Genomic DNA, 19,866 nt, shown 5'->3' on the forward strand with positions numbered 1-19,866 from the left:
GACAGGCAAAGGCCGGTGGTGCGTGGTGGGACACGCACCCCGGCGGGTGGTTATTTGATGCCGGTGGTGGCGATGCCTTTGACGAGGAATTTTTGGCCGACGAGGAAGGCGATGAAGACGGGCAGTAGGGAGACGATGGACATGGCGAACATGGATCCCCAGTCGGTGCTGGATTGGGCGTCGACGAAGCTGCGGAGTGCGACGGGGACGGTGAACACGTCGGGGGAGGTGAGGTAGATGAGCTGGCTGAAGAAATCGGACCAGGTCCAGATGAACGTGAAGATGGTGGTGGTGGCCAGGGCGGGGGTCATCAGGGGAAGGATGACCTGCAGGAAGATGCGGGGGTGGCCCGCGCCGTCGATCCTTGCCGCCTCATCCAGTTCGCGGGGAATGCCGCGGATGAACTGGACCATGAGGAAGGTGAAGAACGCGTCCGTGGCGAGGAACTTCGGCACGATGAGGGGCGCGAAGGTGTTCACCCAGCCGATCTGGGAGAACAGGATGTACTGCGGGACGATCACGACGTGGATGGGGAGCATGATCATGACGAGCATGGCGCCGAACATCCATTTCTTGCCCCGGAAGTCCAGCCGGGCGAAGGCGTAGGCGGCCATCGAGCAGGAGACGAGGTTGCCGATCACGGCGCCCAGGACCACCAGGGCGGAGTTCAGCAGGTAGGTCCCGAAGGGTGAGGTTAGGGCGTTCCAGCCGGTGGCGTAGTTCTCGGTGTGGATTTCGGTGAGCCAGAGGCCGGGGGCGCGGAAGACGTCCGCGCTGGGCCGGAAGGAGGAGACGACCATCCATAGCAGCGGGTAGATCATGATGATCGCGGTGGCGATCAGGATCGCGTGTTTCAGGATGCTCTTGGTCCGGTGTTTGGGGCGGGGCGAGGTGCTGGCCGGAGGGTTGGGCTCCCGGCGGCCGTTGGCGGGGCCGGGGGCGGGCAGGGGGGCGTCGGTGGTGACGCGCGGGGCTGATTCAGTCGTCATAGAACACCCAGAATTTCGATGCGTAGAAGTTGACGGCGGTGAAGGCGCCGACGATGACCAGCAGGACCCAGGCCATCGCGGAGGCGTAGCCCATGTCGAACTGGCCGAAGCCGCGCTGGTAGAGGTACAGGGTGAAGAACATGGTCGAGTCGGACGGGCCGCCGGTGCCGCCGGAGACGATGAACGCCTGTGTGAAGGACTGGAACGCGCCGATGATTTGCAGCACGAGGTTGAAGAAGATGATCGGGCTCAGCAGGGGCAGGGTGATTTTTAGGAATCGGGTGGCCCGGCCGGCGCCGTCCACGGCTGCGGCTTCGTAGTACATGGCGGGTATCTGCCGCAGCCCGGCCAGGAAGATGATCATGGGGGATCCGAAGGTCCAGACGTGCAGCAGGATGATGCTGCCAAGGGCGGTGCTGGGGTCTGAGATCCAGCCCGGGCCGGTGATGCCGATCATGGCCAGGAGTTGGTTGACCAGGCCGGAGGTGCCGAACATCTGCTTCCAGAGGATCGCGACCGCCACCGAAGAGCCCAGGAGGGAAGGCAGGTAGAACACCGAGCGGTAGATCGGCAGGCCCTTGATGCCTTTGTCCAGGGCCAGGGCCACAGCCAGGGCCAGGCCGAGCTGCAGCGGGACACCGACTATCACGTATGTCAGGGTGACCCGCAGGGAATTCCAGAACCGGTCGTCCTGCATCATTCGGGTGAAATTGTCGGCGCCGATGAAGTTCGGGTCCTGGATCAGGTTGTAGTCCGTGAAGGAGAGGTAGAGGGAGATCAGCATCGGTCCGATGGTGATGGCGACCAGGCCCACGATCCAGGGGGCGAGGAACACCATCGCGGCCCGGTTGTCGCGGAAGGTCCGCTTGACCTTGGGCCCGCCCCGGGGCGATTTCTTGCCGAGGCTGCCCAGTTCGGTGAGGACGCTCATTTCTTGGCGCTCTTGATCATGTTGTCCGCTTCGGACTTGAATGCAGCGGCTGCATCCTGGGCGCTGGCGCGCCCGAACAGGACGTCGGTGGTGTGGCGGCCGAGGGCATCGGCGGCCTTGCTCGACCCGGTGGGTGGAACAGCGGGCGGTTCGCCGAGTTCCGGCTTGATCGCCGTGAGGAAGTCGAGGGCGGTCTTGTCGGTGGGGGTCAGCAACGGCTTGATGGAGTCCTGGATCTTCGGGGACGTCGAGAAACCGCGCTCTGTGGTGACGATCTTCGCAGCGTCGGGGCTGTTGACCAGGTAGTCGATGAACGTCGCGGCCTCGGCCGCATGCTTGGAGCGTGACGACGCGGACCAGTACATCGAGGGCTTGTAGTAGAGCCCGTCATCCTTGGGGTTGCCGTCCTGGCTCGGGACGCGCAGCAGCTTGATGTCGCTGCCTGTGGCCTTCGCAATGGCGCCGAGCTGATTGGTCCACCAGAAAGACATGCCGGTCTTGTTGGTCGCGGCGAGGGTCTGCTCGACGGGTGCGCCGATGTCCTCCTGTGCCACGCTCGCGGGGGGCGCTGCGTTGGAATCCATCAGCTTCTTCTGGAAGGCCATGTAGGAGGCCACGCCGTCGACGGTGAACCCGGTCTGGCCATCCTGGGTGTACAGCTGCTCTCCCCGCTGGCGCAGCCAGATGTTGAGGCTCTGGTCCGTCAAGCCATACGAGGCTCCGTAGGTGCCGGTGGCTGCCGCGAGGGCCTGGGCCGTCTTCAGGTAGTCGTCCCACGTCCATTTAGTATCGTCAGGGATCGCGACGCCGGCCTTCTTGAAGAGGTTGACGTTAGCGAAGACGGCGAGGGCGTTTTGTCCCGTGCTGATGCCGTTCAGCTTGCCGTTGTACTGGCCCGCTTTGAGGGTGTTTTGGTCGAAGGCGGACAGGTCCAGCTGGTTCTGCTTGGAGAGGTCAAGGAGCGCGCCCCGCCCGCCGTACTCGGCGATGTACGCAAGATCCATCTGGATCACGTCGGGTGCATCGTTTGCGGCCGTCTGGGTAGCCAGCTTGTCCCAGTACCCCGACCACACCCCGGGCTCTCCCTGGATCTTGATGTTCGGATGGGCCTGCTGGAAGGCATCGATCACCTGCTGGGTCTGGTTATTGCGCACATCGTTGCCCCACCAGGAAACACGCAGGGTTACGGAGCCATCAGCGTTCTTCGCACCCCCACCGGTTCCACAGGCGGAAAGGGCTCCCACAGCGGCAGTTCCGGCAAATAGTGCCAGCGCCGATCGTCGGGTAAACGTTGTCATTGTCTCTCCTTTGAGGTCATGAGTTGCTGTACAGCGCATCCGATGTGGAATCGAGGGATGCATGTGTTCTACGCCACGTTCTTTCTCCCTACAAGGAAAGCGCATTCCAAAGAACTTGGCAAGGGCTTTCCCAAACCACCTCGAAGGTCGCCTGATCCAGGCTGCGCGGCCGGGGATCATTTTCATCCCCAGCTAGGCGCGAACATCAAGGGGAAGCGCTTTCCCCCTGTCGCCGCAAGGCGGCAGGACGTGGGTGATCGCTTTGTGTAACGATTCAAAACTTCACTTGACCGGCAGGCGGTCTGGGTCTAGATTTTCGAGAAACCGATTACTGGGGTGACGCGGACGGGCGGGATTCCGCCCCTGCAACCATTGGGATCCGCCCCTGCAACCATGAAGAACAGAAGGGAGCCGTGCCATGCTGTCCGGAACCTTCAGTGCGCGTGCCTACGCATTTTTCGACACGCTTTTGTGGGTGGCAGGCCTGAACCTGCTGTGGATCGCTTTCACGCTGGTGGGGGCCGGCGTCCTTGGTGCCGGCCCGGCCACCGCCGCCGCGCAGATTGTGGTCCGAAGGAGGGTCGCAGGGGATGGTGCCCCCTTGCTTCGCGGGTTCACGTCCGCCTACTTCCGGAACTTCGCCAGGGCCAACCTCCTGTCGGTTCCGGTCATGGCCGTCACGGCGGCGCTTCTCCTGAACTGGAACTATTTTGCGGGAAGTGGCGGAATCTTTGCCCAGTCCACGGCGGCGGCAGTCCTTGTCGCGGCAATCTTCCTGGCGGGCGCAGTCTGCTACCTGTTCCCCCTGTATGCCCGGTATGAGCTGCCGCTGCCGCAGTACCTGCTGATGTCATCCCGGTTCGCCGTGCGGCACCTGGCCGGAACGGTCATCCTGCTCTTTGTTTCCGCAGCAGTGGTTTATGCCAGCAGCTGGATACCGGGGCTGGTTCCGTTCTTCAGTATCGGAGCCTGGCTCTACCTCACGGGCTGGTTGTGTGACCGGTTCTTCACGGCCAATGACCAGTCCGTAGCGATAGCTGGTGGAACTGCCGCGGGCGGGGCCCTCTCGGGGGCGTCGACCGCCTGACAACCCGCCCGGGCGGCGGATGCCTCCATGTATCCGTGCGCGGAGCGCAAATGAAACGTATCAATCGCGGGTCCAGCGAACCCAAACCCCAATGAAGTGGAAAAGGAAGAAACATGATCCATCGGAAACTGACCCTGGCCGCCGCCGTCGTCACCGCCACTGCACTGTCCCTCACGGCGTGCAGCAGTGGGAACGCCCCGGCCGCGGACCTCACCTCGGTGTCCATCATGGCCCCGTTCCTGGAAGCCCAGCCGCCGGCGTCAGACGGCGCGGTCCAGAAGAAGCTGGAGGAGCTCACCGGCAAGCAGGTCAAGATCAACTGGGCACCCAACGCTTCCTACGAGGACAAGACCAACATCACGCTTGCGGGATCCGATATCCCGCAGGTCATGGTGATCCAGACCAAGAGCCCCGGGTTCGTCAAGAATGCCCAGGCAGGTGCATTCTGGGACCTCACGGACAAACTCGACAAATACCCCAACCTCAAAACCACCTTCCCGGACATCCAGAAGAACTCGAGCGTCAACGGAAAGGTCTACGGCCTGTTCCGTGAACGCTCTCCCATGCGCACCGCCGTGATGTTCCGGCAGGACTGGCTGGACAAGCTGGGCCTGCAGGCGCCCAAGACCGTGGAGGACCTGTACAAGGTGGCAAAGGCCTTCACCGAACAGGACCCGGACGGCAACGGCATCAACGACACCTGGGGCATCACCATTCCCAAATGGGGTGCACTGGGAACCAACAGCCCCTACGACGTGATCGAGGAATGGTTCGGCGCCGGAAACCGGTGGACCGAGCGGGACGGGAAGCTGGTTCCCAGCTTCGAAACCGACGAGTTCCTCCAGGCCGACAGGTTCATCAAGAAGATGGTGGACGAAAAGCTCATCAACCCTGACTTCGCCACCTTTGACCCCACCAAATGGAACGAGCCGTTCTTCAACGGCAAGGGCGGCATGATTGTCGACGTCGATTCCCGCGTGAGCGTCCTGGTCAACCTCTTCAAGCAGGCAGACCCCAACAACTTCCAGAACAAAGTGGGCTTTGTCGGGAACCTGGTTGGCCCCGACGGGAAGCTGCACGCCCACCCCACCGACGGCTATTCAGGCTTCCTTGCAATCCCGAAGGCCAGCGTGAGGAGCGAGGCCGAACTGGACAAGGTCCTGGAGTTCCTGAACACCATGAACGGCAAGGACGTCGCTGTGCTGCTCAACAACGGCATCGAGAACGTGAACTTCACGGTGCAGGACGGCAAGGCGGCCACCGTCAAACCGGAAACCCCGGAAGGAAAGGCCGTCAGCACCGACATCAAGAGCTACGCCCAGCTGGGCATGAACGTTGCCGGAAACCAGTTCTACCCCGTCAAGCAGCCCAGCGACTATGAACAGCAGGTCTTCGACAAGCGCACGGACGTGATGGCTGAGGACCTCAAGAGCGCGGTCTACAACCCGGCCGCGCCCTACGTTTCCGCCACCTACGTGGCCAAGGGCGCCCAACTGGACAACATCGTGGCCGACGCCCGGATCAAGTATCTTGCCGGGCAGATCGATGAGCAGGGCCTGAAGGACGCCATCAAGCTCTGGGACACCAGCGGCGGCGACAAGGTCAAGGAAGAAATCAACAAGCTCTGGCAGGACAACAAGTAAATGGCAGCCCCTGTCATTGACACCCTTTCCGGGGAGCGGGCGGGCAAGACCCCGCCCGCTCCCCGGAAAGGGGGCAGGTTCTCCGTCCACTTCGCTCACTACAAGTGGCTCTACCTGCTGCTGGTGCCCGGCGTGGTGTACTTCGCGGTGTTCCGGTACGCCCCCATGTATGGCGTATCCATCGCGTTCAAGGATTACGTCCCGTTCCTGGGGGTGAACGGCAGCCCCTGGGTGGGAGTGCAGAACTTCACGGATTTCTTTGCCAACCCGGACTTCCCGCGGCTGTTGGGCAACACCCTGATTCTGGCTTTCCTTAACCTGGGCATCGCGTTCCCGCTGACCATCGTCCTGGCCTTGCTGCTCAATGAGGTACGCCTGTCCGTCCTCAAGCGCACGGTCCAGACCCTGGTGTACATCCCGCACTTCCTGTCCTGGACCATCGTGGCCTCGCTGAGCTTCCTGCTGTTCGCCCTGGACATCGGCCCGTTGTTCCAGTTCCTGAACAACACCATGGGCACGCATATCGATTTCCTGAGCGACCCGGCCTGGTTCCGCCCCCTGATCGTGCTCCAGGAGATCTGGAAGAACACGGGCTGGGGCACCATCATCTTCCTGGCCGCCCTTTCCACCGTGGACCAGGACCAGTACGAGGCCGCGATCATCGACGGTGCCGGCCGGTTCCGCCGCGTCTGGCACATCACCCTGCCGGCGATTCGTTCCACGATCATCGTGATGCTGATCCTGGCCATCGGGCAGATGCTCAACACCGGCTTCGAACAGATCTACCTGATGACCAACGCCCTGAACCGCGAGGTGGCGGACGTCTTTGACACCTACGTCTACTTCGTGGGCATCACCCAGGGCGCCTACAGCTATTCCACTGCCGTGGGGCTCTTCAAATCCGTGGTGGGCATCGTGCTGATCTTCGGCACCAACTGGCTGGCCAAGCGTTTCAACCAGAGCGGACTGTTCTAATGAAGATCCACAACACCCGCGGCGGCCGGATCTTTGACGCCGCCAACTACCTCTTCCTGTCCCTGATCGGCATCATCACGCTGCTGCCGTTTGTCTACGTCTTCGCGGGCTCGTTCGCCACCGAAGCGGAGATCACCCGCCGGGCATTCTTCGTCTGGCCGGAACAGTTCACCCTGGGCTCCTACGAGTACATCTTCGCCACCCCGGCGTTCGTCCGGGCACTGGTCACCACCATCCTGGTCACCGCGGTGGGCACCATGGTCCAGCTGGCCTTCACCGTGACCATGGCCTACCCATTGGCCAAGAAGAGCCTGCGGGGCAGGAACGTGATCCTGTCCCTGGTGGTTTTCGCCATGGTCTTCTCCGGCGGCATGATCCCCACCTTCCTGCTGGTCAAGGACCTGGGCTTGCTCAACTCATATTGGGCCCTGATCCTGCCGGCGGCCATCAATCCATTCAGCCTGATCATTATCAAGAACTTCTTCCAGGAACTGCCGGCCGAACTTGAAGAGTCCGCCAAGATGGACGGCGCCACCGAGATCGGAATCCTGTGGCGGATCCTCCTGCCGCTGTCCAAACCGGTCCTGGCCACGTTCGCGCTGTTCTATGCGGTGGGCATCTGGAACGACTTCATGTCGCCCCTGCTGTACCTGAGCGACAACTCCAAATGGACCCTGCAGATGTACCTGCGGCAGGTCACGGCGGCCTCGGACCTGCTGGGCACTGGCAACGTTGATCCCAACTACATCCCGCCGGAACAGGGCATCAAGTTCGCCGTGATCGTGGTGGCCACGCTGCCCATCCTCATCTTCTACCCATTCCTGCAAAAGCACTTCGCCAAGGGCATGCTCATCGGATCCGTGAAAGGGTGACATGAAAATCCTGCTGGCCGGAGATTCCACCGTGGCCGACTGCCCCACCCAAAAGTTCCCCATGAGCGGTTGGGGAGCGCAGCTTCCGCCGCATACCTACCGGTGGGGATCGGTGCATAACTTCGCCAAAGGCGGGGCAAGCACGGAATCCTTCCGCGACGAGGGACGCTGGGCGGACCTGCTCGCCTTGGCGGGCCCAGGGGACGCCGTGCTCATCCAGTTCGGCCACAACGACCAGAAAAAGCTGCATCTGGCCGCCCGTACGGGCTACGCGGCGAACCTGCGCACCATGGTGGGGGAGGTGCATCGCGCGGGTGCGGCGCCGGTGCTGTGCACATCGGTGGAGCGCCGGCACTTCCTGGACGCGCCGTCGTCGGACGTTCTTGAGGAGAGCCTTGAGGACTATCCGGAGGTGGTCCGCGAACTGGGCCCGGAGCTTGGGGTTCCGGTGATTGACCTGAACGCCTGGACCCGGCGCCTTTATGGTCGGCTGGGGCGGGAGGGTAGCCGGGAGCTCTTCTGCCACTTCGCGCCGGGGGAGCACGCGTCCTGGCCCGCGGGGCTGGCGGACGACACGCATTTCTCGCAGCAGGGTGCCGCACTGGTGGCGGCGGAGGTGGCGCGCCAGCTGGCGGGCATGGGCTACGGCGTGGCCGGCACCAAAGTGTTAAGTACGACGGCGGGACGCGGCTAGGTGGGCACGGCGGGCTTGGAGACGGGCATCCTCTACCGCAACCCGCTGGCAGGACCGGATGACGTGGCCGGTTGGGTGGCCGAAGGGCCGCTTAGCCTGCGCAGCCACAACGGTGCCCTGGAGCTGTCCGGCACGCTGGATGACGGCGAGTTCGGCGACCACGCGCACTGGACCTTCTGGTGCCCGGAAGAATTCCCGGACCGGATCCGCATCAGCTGGGAGTTCCTGCCGCTAGCGGAGCCCGGCCTGGCCATGCTGTTCTTCGCGGCCGCCGGCCAGGGCGGGCTGGACTTGTTCAGTCCCGCACTCGCGCCCCGGACGGGCTACTACCCCCAGTACCACTCGGGGGACATCGACGCCCTGCACGTGTCCTATTTCCGGCACAAGTACCCATCGGAGCTTGCCTTCCGTACCTGCAACCTCCGCAAGAGTGCGGGCTTCGAACTGATGGCGCAGGGCGCGGATCCCTTGCCGCCTACGGAGGATGCTGCGGACTTCTACCGCCTGGAGTTGGTGAAGGACGGGGCCCGGGTGGCATTTTCGATCAACGGCCTGCTGCTCTTTGAGTGGCGTGACCGGTCGGACGAAGTGCTGGGCGGCGGCCGTATCGGTTTCCGCCAGATGGCTCCGCTCCGGGCGGCCTACCGGAACCTCGTGGTGGAGAGGCTCTAGGCGACCGTCCGGTTGGCGGTTCCAGTGACATTGGCCTTGCCGGTGGGGGGGTGGGCTCCCACCTTCCGTGTGGGGCAAGATGGAGGGGTTCAGGAACTGCCTACTGGAGGGAGGCGGGTATGGAGCCCGTAGTGGTCGACGGCGGCAAAGGCACAGTGGAGCTGCGTGCTGACGGGGTCATCCACCTCATCTGGGAGCCCAAGGTCCGCATTGAAGTCGAGGATGCGCAGGCGGCGATGGCCGCGGTGAACCGGATAGCGGGGGACGCAAACTACCCGATGCTCGTGGACATGGCCACCACCGAGAATGTGAGCATCCAGGCCCGCTCAGTATTCTCCATCCCGTGCGCGGCCAACAGGATCGCCCTGCTGGGGGCAAGTCCGGTGGACCGGATCATCGCGAATTTCTTCCTGGGCGTTCACGTGCCGCCCTGCCCCACCCGCTTCTTCACGTCGCGGAGCGAGTCCCTGAAATGGCTGCAGCCCGCAGCGAATTAGCCAGCGGGGGCTGTACTCTGCCGGACCACGAGTTCCGGCGTGAACACCACGGAACGGTGGACTGGATTTTGGGACTCCACCTCTTCGGACAGCAGTTCGATGGCCGTCCTGCCCAGCAGCTGGGTGGGCTGGCGGATGGAGGACAGGGGAACCACGGCAGAGGCCGCAAAGTCGATGTCGTCATAGCCGATCAGCGCCACGTCCCCGGGAATGCGGAACGTATGCGTCATGGTGAGCGACTGCATGACGCCCAGGGCCAGGAGGTCGTTGGCGCAGAAGATCCCGTCCGGCAGCTCCGCCCGGCCCCGCGCCACCAGCATGTCTCCCACGCTGCGGCCGGCCAGGACGGTCTGCCCCTCCGCGTCCAGGACTTCCAGCGTGGCGTCCGGTTCCTCCTTGACGGCCCGGCGGGCCCCCTGCAGGCGGTCGGCCACCTGGCGGATGGAGGTGGAGCCGCCAACAAAGGCGAGCCGACGGCGGCCCGTGTCCAGGAGGTGCCTGGCGGCCAGGTATCCGCCGGCGTCATCGTCCACGGCAACTGAGCTGAACTTGGACTCGTCGGCCAGCCGGTCCACCAGCACCGTGGGGACGCCGCGCTCGCGGAGGAGATCCAGCCTGTCCGTCACATCGCCCACGGGCGAAATCAGCAGCCCCTGCACACGCTGCTCCTGGAAGAGGTCGATGTAGTTCGCTTCCCGGCCTGCGTTGTGGCCGCTGTCACCCAGCAGGACGGCGCTGCCCTGCAGCGCTGCGGCGTCTTCCGCAGCGCGGACAACGGAGGTAAAGAACGGGTTGCCTACGTCCAGGACGATAAGTCCGATGGTGCGGCTGTGCCCCACGCGAAGCTGGCGCGCGGCGTCATTGCGGACAAACCCAAGTTCGTCGATGGCGGACAGGACCCGCTCCTTGGTCCTGTCCGACACCCGGTCGGGGTAGTTGAGGACATTGGACACGGTGCCAACGGCCACGCCCGCGTGGGTGGCCACGTCCTTGATACTGGCTGTGCGGTTCATCGGTTCTCCGTGCTGACATGCCCCCGCCGGGAAGATCCCTACGGCAAATCATAATTTCTGCCATTGCTTGACACCTGCTCAAATCCAAGAGTACTTTGAATCGTACCAATGAAACGATTCAAAAATTTATTGGCGTTTTGAAAGGGGCACCGATGAGGGTGTGTTTCCGTTCTTCGGTCCAGCCGCAGCTGATCGATGAATACCGGCGCCGGCACGCCGCGGTGTGGCCGGAGATGCTGCACGCACTCAAGGAAGCGGGCTGGCACAACTACTCCCTGTTCCTCGGAGAGGACGGGCTCCTGGTGGGATACGTGGAGTGCGACGACTTTGACGCGGCCCGTGCCCGCATGGCGCTGACGGACGTCAACGCCCGTTGGCAGGCAGAGATGGCAACCCTCTTCGAAGATTCCGGCCAGGCGCCCGACGAGGGGTTCCAGGTGCTGGCGGAAGTCTTCAACCTGGACAGCCAACTCGCGGCACCACCCTCCGCAGGCTGACCGGCTGGAGGCCTGGATCCGGCCACCCAAGACAACAGGCACGCTCCAGCAGCGGGGCATCAACCAAATGCAGCAGACAGACGCTCACCACCGGAGAGAATCAACATGAATGACGTAGCAACGGCGCTGGGCAGGCTCGGGGAGCTTGCCATCGAGGTCCCTTCATGGGCCTATGGCAATTCAGGCACGCGGTTCAAGGTGTTCGGCACCCCAGGCACGCCGCGCACGGTCCAGGAAAAATTGGCGGACGCCGCCAAGGTCCATGAGCTGACCGGCCTGGCCCCCACGGTCGCCCTGCATATTCCGTGGGACAAGGTCGATGATTACGCCGCTTTGAAGGAGTATGCGGCGGGCCTGGGTGTGGGCCTTGGCACGATCAACTCCAACACGTTCCAGGATGACGAGTACAAGTTCGGCTCCCTGACCTCTTCCAACGAGGGCGTGCGCCGCCGCGCCATCGAGCACCACCTGGACTGTATCGACATCATGCACGCCACCGGCTCCCGCGATTTGAAGATCTGGCTGGCGGACGGGACCAACTACCCGGGGCAGGACGACATGCGCGGCCGCCAGGACCGCCTGGCCGACTCCCTGCAGGAAATCTACGCAGCCCTCGGCGACGGGCAGCGCCTGGTCCTGGAGTACAAGTTCTTCGAACCGGCTTTCTACCACACCGATGTCCCGGACTGGGGCACCTCCTACGCGCAGACCCTGGCCCTGGGGGAGAAGGCGTTTGTCTGCCTGGACACCGGGCACCATGCCCCCGGCACCAACATCGAGTTCATCGTGATGCAGCTGCTCCGCCTGGGCAAGCTGGGATCCTTCGACTTCAACTCGCGCTTCTACGCCGACGACGACCTGATCGTGGGTGCCGCCGATCCGTTCCAGCTCTTCCGGATCATGCACGAGGTGATCCGCGGCGGCGGGTTCGGCAAGGATTCCGGTGTGGCCCTCATGCTGGACCAGTGCCACAACCTGGAGGAAAAAATCCCGGGCCAGATCCGCTCGGTCCTCAACGTCCAGGAGATGACGTTGCGGGCGCTGCTGGTGGACACCGCAGCGCTGGGTGAAGCGCAGCGTGCGGGCGATGTCCTGGCAGCGAACGGCATTTTCAACGATGCCTTCTATACCGACGTCCGGCCCCTTCTGGCGGAGTGGCGTGAATCCCGCGGCCTGCCCGCGGACCCGATGGCTGCCTACAAGGCCAGCGGATACCAGAAACAGATCAACGAGGACCGCGCAGGCGGCCAGCAAGCCGGATGGGGCGCATAAAGGGCATGAACATGCAGAACGCAGCCAAGACTGTTGAAGACCTGATTTCGCGTTCAAACCGTTTGGGCGCGGACAAGCGGAACACCAACTTCGCCGGCGGCAACACCTCGGCCAAGGGCACCGCAACGGACCCCGTCACGGGTGAGGACGTCCAGCTGCTGTGGGTGAAGGGGTCCGGTGGCGACCTGGGCACGCTGAAGGAGCAGAACCTTGCGGTGCTGCGCCTGGACCGGCTGACCGCGCTGAAGAAGGTCTACCCCGACGTCGAGCACGAGGATGAGATGGTGGCTGCGTTCGATTACTGCCTGCACGGCAAGGGCGGCGCAGCGCCTTCGATCGATACGGCGATGCATGGTTTGGTGGAGGCCGCGCACGTTGACCACCTGCACCCGGACTCCGGCATCGCCATCGCGACGGCGGTGGACGGTGAAGCGCTCACCACCAAGATTTTCGGTGACAAGGTGGTGTGGGTGCCGTGGCGCCGTCCGGGGTTCCAGCTGGGCCTGGACATCGCCGCGATCAAGGACGCCAACCCGCAGGCCATCGGCACCATCCTGGGCGGCCACGGCATCACCGCCTGGGGAGCCACCAGCGAAGAAGCCGAAGCCCACTCCCTGTGGATCATCGACCAGGCCGAAAAGTACATCGCGGAGAACGGCAAGGCGGACCCCTTCGGCCCCAAGCTGCCCGGGTACGCAGCCCTTCCCGAGGCCGAGCGCCGCGCCAAAGCCGCCGCCCTGGCACCGGTGATCCGCGGCCTGGCCTCCACGGACAAGCCGCAGCTGGGGCACTTCAGCGATGACGCCGTCGTCCTGGACTTCCTCGAAGCCGCCGAACACCCGCGCCTGGGCGCCCTGGGCACCTCCTGCCCGGACCACTTCCTGCGCACCAAGGTCAAGCCACTGATCCTGGACCTGCCCGCGGACGCCAGTGTGGAGGACTCGATCGCCCGGCTGCACGAGCTGCATGCGGACTATCGGGAGGACTACCAGGCCTACTACGACCGCCACGCAGATGCTGGCAGCCCTGCCCTGCGCGGCGCGGACCCTGCGATCGTGCTGGTCCCCGGCGTGGGCATGTTCTCCTTCGGGGCGAACAAGCAGACCGCCCGGGTTGCCGGCGAGTTCTACATCAACGCCATCAACGTCATGCGCGGCGCCGAGGCCATCTCCACCTACGCACCCATCGAGGAATCCGAGAAGTTCCGGATCGAGTACTGGGCACTGGAGGAAGCCAAGCTGGCCCGCATGCCCAAGCCCAAGTCGCACGCCACCCGCATCGCGCTGGTGACCGGCGCGGCATCCGGCATCGGCAAGGCCATCGCCACGCGGTTGGCGTCCGACGGCGCGTGCGTCGTCATTGCCGACCTGAACCTTGAAAATGCACAAAAGGTCGCCGAGGAACTGGGCGGTGCCGACGTCGCCATCGGTGTCCAGGCGGACGTTACCGACGAAGCACAGGTCGCCGCCGCGATCGACGCCGCCGTCCTGGCGTTCGGCGGCGTGGACCTGGTGGTCAACAACGCCGGCCTGTCCATCTCCAAGCCGCTGCTGGAAACCACCGAAAAGGACTGGGACCTGCAGCACAACGTCATGGCCAAGGGCTCGTTCCTGGTGGCCAAGGCAGCCGCGAAGGTGATGATCGCCCAGGGCATGGGCGGGGACATCATCTACATCTCCTCCAAGAACTCCGTGTTCGCCGGCCCCAACAACATCGCCTACTCCGCCACCAAGGCAGACCAGGCCCACCAGGTGCGGCTCCTCGCGGCTGAACTGGGCGAGCACGGCATCCGCGTCAACGGCATCAACCCCGACGGCGTGGTCCGCGGCTCCGGGATCTTCGCCGGCGGCTGGGGCGCCAAACGCGCCGCGGTCTACGGCGTGGACGAGGAGAAACTGGGCGAATACTACGCCCAGCGCACCCTCCTCAAGCGCGAGGTCCTGCCCGAACACGTGGCCAACGCCGCCGCCGTGCTCACCAGCAACGAACTGTCCCACACCACCGGCCTGCACATCCCCGTGGACGCCGGGGTGGCGGCGGCCTTCCTCCGGTGAGCACGTCTTCGAACGGTGTCGACGGCGGCGTGTTCGCCGCCGTCGACATCGGCGCCTCCTCCGGCCGCGTGATCCTTGGCCGCGCCAGCGGGAGCGGAGTATCGCTGCAGACCGTCCACCGCTTTCCCAACGGCGTGGTGGAGCACGACGGCGGCCTCCGCTGGAACTTCGACGCCCTGTTCACGGAAGTCCTTGCCGGCCTTCGGGCCGCGGCCACCGTGGCCTCGACGCAGGGCGAAGCGATTGCCAGTATTGGCATCGACACCTGGGCAGTGGACTATGGACTGGTCAACAAGGCGGGCGAGCTCGTGGCCCAGCCCTTCAGCTACCGGGACGACCGCAGCCGGGCCGCCGTCGCGCCCGTGCATGCCAAGCTGGACCCGAGCCGGCTGTACCAGACCTCAGGCCTGCAGTTCCTGCAGTTCAACACCATCTACCAGCTGGCCACCGAACGCGGCCTGGACGGGCTGCAGGCACTCCTCATCCCGGACCTGATCGCCTTCCGGCTTACCGGCGTGCAGCGGACAGAGGCCACCAACGCCTCCACCACCGGGCTGTTCGACGCCGTGGCAGGGGAGTGGGCCACCGAATTCTTCACGGCGCTGGGCTTGCGGAAGGACCTGTTCCCACCCCTGATCCAGCCCGGTGAAACTGTCGGTACCCTGCTGCCGGAGATCGCCGCTCAGGTGGGGCTCCTGCAGGACACGAAGGTGGTGGCCGTCGGCTCGCACGACACCGCGTCCGCCGTCGCCGCAGTCCCCGCACAGGGCGAAAACTTTGCCTACATCTCCTCAGGCACGTGGTCGCTGGTGGGGCTGGAACTGAAGCATCCGGTCCTGACCGAGGCCAGCCGGGAAGCGAACTTCACCAATGAACGCGGGGTGGACGGCACCACCCGCTACCTGCGGAATGTGGGCGGACTGTGGCTGCTGAGCGAATGCCAGCGCACCTGGGCATCGGAAGGGTTCAAACCCGACCTCACGGCCCTGCTGGCCGCGGCCGCCGCTTTGCCCGCCGGCGGCCCCCGGATCAACGCCGACGATGCGTACTTCATCGCCCCGGACAACATGCCGGAGCGCATCCGTGCGGCAGTCCGGCGCACCGGCGATGTCCTGTCCAGCGAACCGGCACCCATCACCCGCTGCATCATGGACAGCCTTGCGGCCGGCTACGCCAGGACCATCACTGCTGCGGAACGCCTCGCCGGCCGTTCCGTGGACGTGGTGCACGTGGTGGGCGGCGGCTCCCAGAACGCCCTGCTGTGCCAGCTCACGGCCAACGCCGCGGGACGTCCCGTCGTCGCCGGACCGGTCGAAGCCACCGCCCTGGGCAACGTGCTGGTCCAGGCCCGGGCCGCCGGGGCCGTGGCCGGCGGACTGGCCGAGCTCCGCCGGATCGTCGCCACCGGGACCAGCCTGGACCGGTACCAACCACTTGTCGCTGCGCGCCAGGGATGCGTGAATTAGGGATGCCCCTTTTCGACCTCCCCCTCGCCCAGCTGCGCAGCTACACTTCGGGGGTCACGCCACCGAAGGACCTCCAGGCGTTCTGGGATGCCACGGTGGGGGAAGCGCGGGCGTATCCACTGGACGCTACGTTCGAACCGGTGGAGAACTACCTGACCGTGATCGACACCTTCGACGCCACGTTCTCCGGCTTTGGCGGCGCGCCCATCAAAGGTTGGCTGCACCTGCCGGCCAACCGGGAGGCAGGCGCCCGGCTGCCGGTGGTAGTGACCTACATTGGCTATTCCGGCGGCCGTGGCCTGGTCAACCAGGACACGCGCTGGGCGCAGGCCGGGTACGCGCACTTCATAATGGACACCCGCGGCCAGGGGTACGGCGGCCTGGTGGGTGATACGGCTGATCCGCATCCGTCCGCGGGCGACGTGGCGCATGCTGGCCTGATGACGAGGGGCATCTCGAGCCGGGAGGATTACTACTACCGCCGTGTCTACGTGGACGCCTTCCGCGCGGTGGAGGCCGCCCAGTCCCACCCCGCCGTCGATCCTGCCAAAGTGGTGCTGGCCGGTGTCAGCCAGGGTGGCGGCCTGGTGGTGGCCACGGCGGGGCTCACCGCGGGACGGCTCGACGGCGTCATCGCCGCGCTGCCCGACGTCCCCTTCCTCCAGGACTTCCCCCGCGCCATCGACATCACCCCGCGCGGCCCGTACCCGGAGATCGCCCAGTTCCTCGCCCGGCACCGGGACAGGTACGACGCCGCCATGGAGGTCCTCAACTATTTCGACGGCGTCAATTTGGCCGCCTGGGCCTCCGTTCCGGCGCTGTACTCCGCTGCCCAGATGGACGACATCTGCCCGCCGTCGACGGTTTTCGCCAGCTTCAACGCCTATGGATCAGCGGCAGCATCGGGCGGCAATCCCGGTAAGGAGATGGAGGTGTACCGGTTCAACAACCATGAAGGCGGCCAGGAACACCACTGGATCCGGCAGCTGCAGTTCCTGCGCAAGCTGCTGGGGTAGGCGGCGCGGGAATGTGACGGACACGGATTTTGCGGCGGCGGGCGGCCGGGCTTATGGTCTTTCCCATGACTAACCGTTGGTATGCGTATTTTTCGTTGGCTCTGGAGGAGCCCGCGTCTAACTGACACGCATCCAACTTCCTTCAGAGCCAACAGGGCAGAGATCATTCTCTGCCCTTCGCCGTTTCTCCGGCGGGTTCTGAAATCCGGGCCCGCTTCCCATCTGGAACAGGACCCCGAACATGAGCACCGCAACAGCAGCAGCCCCGGCCAGCGACACCAAGTCCACCTCGAACCTGCGCGTCAGCGAATTCACCCCGCTGCCCACCCCGTCGGCACTCCTCACAAAGCTGCCACTGGACGCCCGGGCCGCTGCCGTCGTCGAACGCGGCCGCGATGAGGTGCGCGCCATCATGGACGGCGTGGACGACCGCCTGCTGGTCATCGTGGGCCCCTGCTCCATCCACGACCCCAAGGCCGGCCTCGAGTACGCGCGGCGGCTGGTCAGCCAGGCCGAGAAGCACAAGGAAGACCTGCTGATTGTCATGCGGACCTACTTCGAGAAGCCGCGTACCACGGTGGGCTGGAAGGGCCTGATCAACGATCCCCGGCTGGACGGCAGCCACGACATGGTCACCGGCCTCCGCACGGCCCGGCAGTTCCTTCAGCAGGTCACCGCGCTGGGCCTGCCTACTGCCACTGAATTCCTGGAGCCGATCAGCCCCCAGTACATGGCGGACCTGATCTCGTGGGGCGCCATCGGTGCGCGTACCACGGAGAGCCAGATCCACCGGCAGCTGGCGTCCGGGCTTTCCATGCCCATCGGGTTCAAGAACGGGACCGACGGCGGCCTGCAGGTTGCCATCGATGCCTGCGGTGCCGCCGCGGCGGCGCAGGCGTTCCTGGGGATCGACGGCGAGGGCCGGGCAGCGCTGGTGGCAACGGCAGGAAACCCCGACACCCACGTCATCCTCCGCGGTGGCCGGAAGGGGCCCAACTACTCCGCGGCCGAGGTGGAACGGGCCTCCACCGAATTGGCAGGCAAGGGGCTCAATCCCCGCCTGATCGTTGACGCCAGCCACGCCAACAGCGGCAAGAGCCACCACCGGCAGGCGGAGGTCGCGCTGGAGATCGGTGCCCAGCTTGAAGAGGGGGGAGTGGCAGCCCGGGCCGTTGCCGGCGTCATGCTGGAAAGCTTCCTGGTGGGCGGAGCCCAGAACCTGGACGTTGCAGAGCACGCGGCGGGGCGGTCCACGCTGGTCTACGGCCAGAGCGTGACGGACGCCTGCATGGACTGGGATGTCTCGGCTTCGGTCCTGGAGCAGCTGGCTTCGTCGGCGCGGAAGCGGCGGCAGCAAAATTAGGGGGCGAAATAGGGGAGGCCACTACTTTCACATCTGCCACATGAACATCTAGAGTATCTTCTTAGGTGGTTGGTGGATGGCTCAGCATCGGAACACCGCATTGGCACGTACCTGGGGTCACTGTTGTCCATCCGTCAGCAAAGGAAAATAGGGAAATGTCGGCAGAACAGAACTTCTCCAACGCGAAGTTCCTGACCGTGGCTGAAGTGGCCGAGGTCATGCGCGTCTCCAAAATGACTGTTTACCGCCTGGTCCACTCCGGCGAAATGCCCGCGGTGCGCTTCGGCCGCTCCTACCGGGTCCCCGAAAACGCCGTCGAACAGTACCTTAAGGGCGCTGTTGTGGACGGCCACAGCGAGACCGCCTGAGGCGGCCTGTCCTGAGCCGCTCCCGATAAGCGGTACCCTGTTAAGGAACGTTTTACGTCATTGTAAGAATCTGTCAGTTGTTCAGTTCGTAGCTTTGTCCACGGACATTTCCCATCAGGCAGGTACTGCATCTAGTTTGTAAGGAACTTTCGTGGGTTCAGTTATCAAGAAGCGTCGCAAGCGTATGGCCAAGAAGAAGCACCGCAAGCTGCTTCGCAAGACTCGTCACCAGCGCCGCAACAAGAAGTAGCAATACTTCGAACAGCGTGAAGATGCCCGTCGCCCTCCAAGGCGGCGGGCATTTTTTTGGCTACGCCCGGGGGCCGCGGATGCGGGCGAAGCCTTTCCAGAGGCCGTAGATGGCGCCGCCGAACGTTGCTGCCTTGAGGCCAAGGGTGGCGGCGCGGCGGCCGGCGCGGAAATCGTAGACCGGCCAGTTCCGGTCGCGGGCGTGGCGGCGGAGCTTGGCGTCCGGGTTGATGGCAACCGGGTGGCCTACCAGCGAGAGCAGTGGAACGTCGTTGTAGGAATCGCTGTACGCCCAGCAGCGCTTGAGGTCCAGGTCCTCCTGGTCCGCGATGGCCTGCACGGCTACCGCCTTGGCCGAACCGTGGAGGATGTCTCCCACCAGGCGTCCGGTGTACATACCGTCCGACACTTCCCCCACCGTGCCCAAGGCCCCCGTCAGCCCCAGCCGGGTGGAGATCACCGTGGCCACTTCGATGGGCGTGGCCGTTACCAGCCAGACGCGGCGGCCCACCCGGAGGTGCTGTTCAGCCAACGCCTTGGCACCTGGCCAGATCCGCGACGCGATCATCTCGTCGTAGACCTCTTCGCCCAGCGCCTTGATGTCGTCAACGGTGATGCCGGCGGCGAGGGTCAGGGCCGAATCGCGGACCGCATGGACGTCGTCGATGTTTTCCCCGCGCGCCACGAACTTGAACTGCTTCCACGCGAACCCGGCAGCCTCAGTGAGCGTAAACGCCCCCCGCTGGTGCATCTTGCGGGCCACATGGAAGAGGCTGGCACCGCGCATCAAGGTATTGTCCACGTCGAAAAACGCCGCCTCACCGGGCTGCGGGGCAGCAACCGGCCGTGTAACGACGGCAACGTATTTCTCCTCGGGCATGGACTTGAGTCTAGTCAATCCACATGGCCG

20 protein-coding genes are annotated in these 19,866 nt (G+C 64.7%); 15 read left to right on the forward strand and 5 right to left on the reverse strand.

Annotation, left to right across the window (positions count from 1 at the left end; genetic code table 11):
• Nucleotides 1–50: 50 nt before the first annotated feature.
• From NIBR502771_RS08745 to NIBR502771_RS08755, 3 genes are read right to left on the reverse strand one after another with little or no spacing between them, the layout of a single operon-like run.
• Nucleotides 51–989 carry a carbohydrate ABC transporter permease gene (locus NIBR502771_RS08745; protein WP_141159414.1) on the reverse strand — a complete coding sequence of 313 codons (939 nt, stop codon included), beginning with the start codon at nt 987–989 and terminating at the stop codon, nt 51–53.
• Nucleotides 979–1,920 (reverse strand): carbohydrate ABC transporter permease, encoded by a 942-nt coding sequence (locus NIBR502771_RS08750; protein ID WP_141159415.1) that lies wholly within the window; start codon nt 1,918–1,920, stop codon nt 979–981. The genes NIBR502771_RS08745 and NIBR502771_RS08750 overlap by 11 nt, the downstream gene beginning before the upstream one ends.
• Nucleotides 1,917–3,218 carry an ABC transporter substrate-binding protein gene (locus NIBR502771_RS08755; RefSeq protein WP_141159416.1) on the reverse strand — a complete coding sequence of 434 codons (1,302 nt, stop codon included), beginning with the start codon at nt 3,216–3,218 and terminating at the stop codon, nt 1,917–1,919. The genes NIBR502771_RS08750 and NIBR502771_RS08755 overlap by 4 nt, the downstream gene beginning before the upstream one ends.
• Before the next feature lie 418 nt (nt 3,219–3,636).
• Here NIBR502771_RS08755 and NIBR502771_RS08760 point away from each other — a divergent pair, with 418 nt between their 5' ends.
• The 7 genes from NIBR502771_RS08760 (at nt 3,637) to NIBR502771_RS08790 (ending at nt 9,658) form a co-directional block, all read left to right on the forward strand.
• Nucleotides 3,637–4,305: a YesL family protein gene (locus NIBR502771_RS08760; protein WP_141159417.1), complete on the forward strand. Its 669-nt coding sequence runs from the start codon at nt 3,637–3,639 to the stop codon at nt 4,303–4,305.
• Between the two features lie 113 nt (nt 4,306–4,418).
• A complete protein-coding gene (locus NIBR502771_RS08765; RefSeq protein ID WP_141159418.1) occupies nt 4,419–5,948 on the forward strand; it encodes an extracellular solute-binding protein in 1,530 nt (509 codons plus the stop codon).
• Nucleotides 5,949–6,923, forward strand: coding sequence for a sugar ABC transporter permease (locus NIBR502771_RS08770; RefSeq protein WP_141159419.1), 975 nt, complete (start codon nt 5,949–5,951; stop codon nt 6,921–6,923). It begins immediately after the preceding gene.
• On the forward strand, nt 6,923–7,795 hold the full coding sequence (locus tag NIBR502771_RS08775) for a carbohydrate ABC transporter permease (RefSeq protein ID WP_141159420.1): 873 nt from the start codon (nt 6,923–6,925) through the stop codon (nt 7,793–7,795). The genes NIBR502771_RS08770 and NIBR502771_RS08775 overlap by 1 nt, the downstream gene beginning before the upstream one ends.
• Nucleotide 7,796: 1 nt before the next feature.
• Entirely contained in the window at nt 7,797–8,489 is a 693-nt protein-coding gene (locus tag NIBR502771_RS08780) for a rhamnogalacturonan acetylesterase (RefSeq protein WP_141159421.1), read from the forward strand.
• Between the two features lie 15 nt (nt 8,490–8,504).
• A complete protein-coding gene (locus tag NIBR502771_RS08785; protein ID WP_246839844.1) occupies nt 8,505–9,161 on the forward strand; it encodes a DUF1961 family protein in 657 nt (218 codons plus the stop codon).
• 119 nt (nt 9,162–9,280) lie between these two features.
• On the forward strand, nt 9,281–9,658 hold the full coding sequence (locus NIBR502771_RS08790; protein ID WP_141159423.1) for an STAS/SEC14 domain-containing protein: 378 nt from the start codon (nt 9,281–9,283) through the stop codon (nt 9,656–9,658).
• Here NIBR502771_RS08790 and NIBR502771_RS08795 read toward each other — a convergent pair.
• Nucleotides 9,655–10,671, reverse strand: a complete 1,017-nt coding sequence (locus tag NIBR502771_RS08795) for a LacI family DNA-binding transcriptional regulator (RefSeq protein ID WP_141159424.1) — start codon at nt 10,669–10,671, stop codon at nt 9,655–9,657. The two genes, NIBR502771_RS08790 and NIBR502771_RS08795, sit on opposite strands and share 4 nt — an antisense overlap.
• Nucleotides 10,672–10,823: 152 nt before the next feature.
• On the opposite strand from NIBR502771_RS08795, the gene NIBR502771_RS08800 reads away from it, so the two are divergent.
• The 8 genes from NIBR502771_RS08800 (at nt 10,824) to NIBR502771_RS08835 (ending at nt 18,957) form a co-directional block, all read left to right on the forward strand.
• Nucleotides 10,824–11,168, forward strand: coding sequence for an L-rhamnose mutarotase (locus NIBR502771_RS08800; RefSeq protein WP_141159425.1), 345 nt, complete (start codon nt 10,824–10,826; stop codon nt 11,166–11,168).
• Between the two features lie 105 nt (nt 11,169–11,273).
• Nucleotides 11,274–12,440, forward strand: a complete 1,167-nt coding sequence (gene rhaI / locus NIBR502771_RS08805) for an L-rhamnose isomerase (RefSeq protein ID WP_141159426.1) — start codon at nt 11,274–11,276, stop codon at nt 12,438–12,440.
• An 11-nt stretch (nt 12,441–12,451) separates the two neighbouring features.
• Complete coding sequence (locus NIBR502771_RS08810; RefSeq protein ID WP_141159427.1) at nt 12,452–14,494, forward strand: bifunctional aldolase/short-chain dehydrogenase; 2,043 nt, start codon at nt 12,452–12,454, stop codon at nt 14,492–14,494.
• Nucleotides 14,491–15,960: a rhamnulokinase family protein gene (locus NIBR502771_RS08815; protein ID WP_141159428.1), complete on the forward strand. Its 1,470-nt coding sequence runs from the start codon at nt 14,491–14,493 to the stop codon at nt 15,958–15,960. Before NIBR502771_RS08810 ends, NIBR502771_RS08815 begins: the two co-directional genes overlap by 4 nt.
• Before the next feature lie 2 nt (nt 15,961–15,962).
• Nucleotides 15,963–16,976, forward strand: coding sequence for an acetylxylan esterase (locus tag NIBR502771_RS08820; protein WP_141159429.1), 1,014 nt, complete (start codon nt 15,963–15,965; stop codon nt 16,974–16,976).
• Nucleotides 16,977–17,217: 241 nt separating this feature from the next.
• Nucleotides 17,218–18,339 carry a 3-deoxy-7-phosphoheptulonate synthase gene (locus NIBR502771_RS08825; protein ID WP_141159430.1) on the forward strand — a complete coding sequence of 374 codons (1,122 nt, stop codon included), beginning with the start codon at nt 17,218–17,220 and terminating at the stop codon, nt 18,337–18,339.
• Nucleotides 18,340–18,494: 155 nt separating this feature from the next.
• Entirely contained in the window at nt 18,495–18,707 is a 213-nt protein-coding gene (locus NIBR502771_RS08830; protein ID WP_018761777.1) for a helix-turn-helix domain-containing protein, read from the forward strand.
• 151 nt (nt 18,708–18,858) lie between these two features.
• Nucleotides 18,859–18,957, forward strand: coding sequence for a 30S ribosomal protein bS22 (locus tag NIBR502771_RS08835; protein WP_003792170.1), 99 nt, complete (start codon nt 18,859–18,861; stop codon nt 18,955–18,957).
• A gap of 60 nt (nt 18,958–19,017) precedes the next feature.
• Here NIBR502771_RS08835 and NIBR502771_RS08840 read toward each other — a convergent pair whose 3' ends face one another.
• Nucleotides 19,018–19,836, reverse strand: coding sequence for an HAD family phosphatase (locus tag NIBR502771_RS08840; protein ID WP_141159431.1), 819 nt, complete (start codon nt 19,834–19,836; stop codon nt 19,018–19,020).
• Nucleotides 19,837–19,866: the final 30 nt, after the last annotated feature.

It is taken from the genome of Pseudarthrobacter sp. NIBRBAC000502771 (genome assembly GCF_006517215.1).
Lineage (GTDB): Bacteria > Actinomycetota > Actinomycetes > Actinomycetales > Micrococcaceae > Arthrobacter > Arthrobacter niigatensis.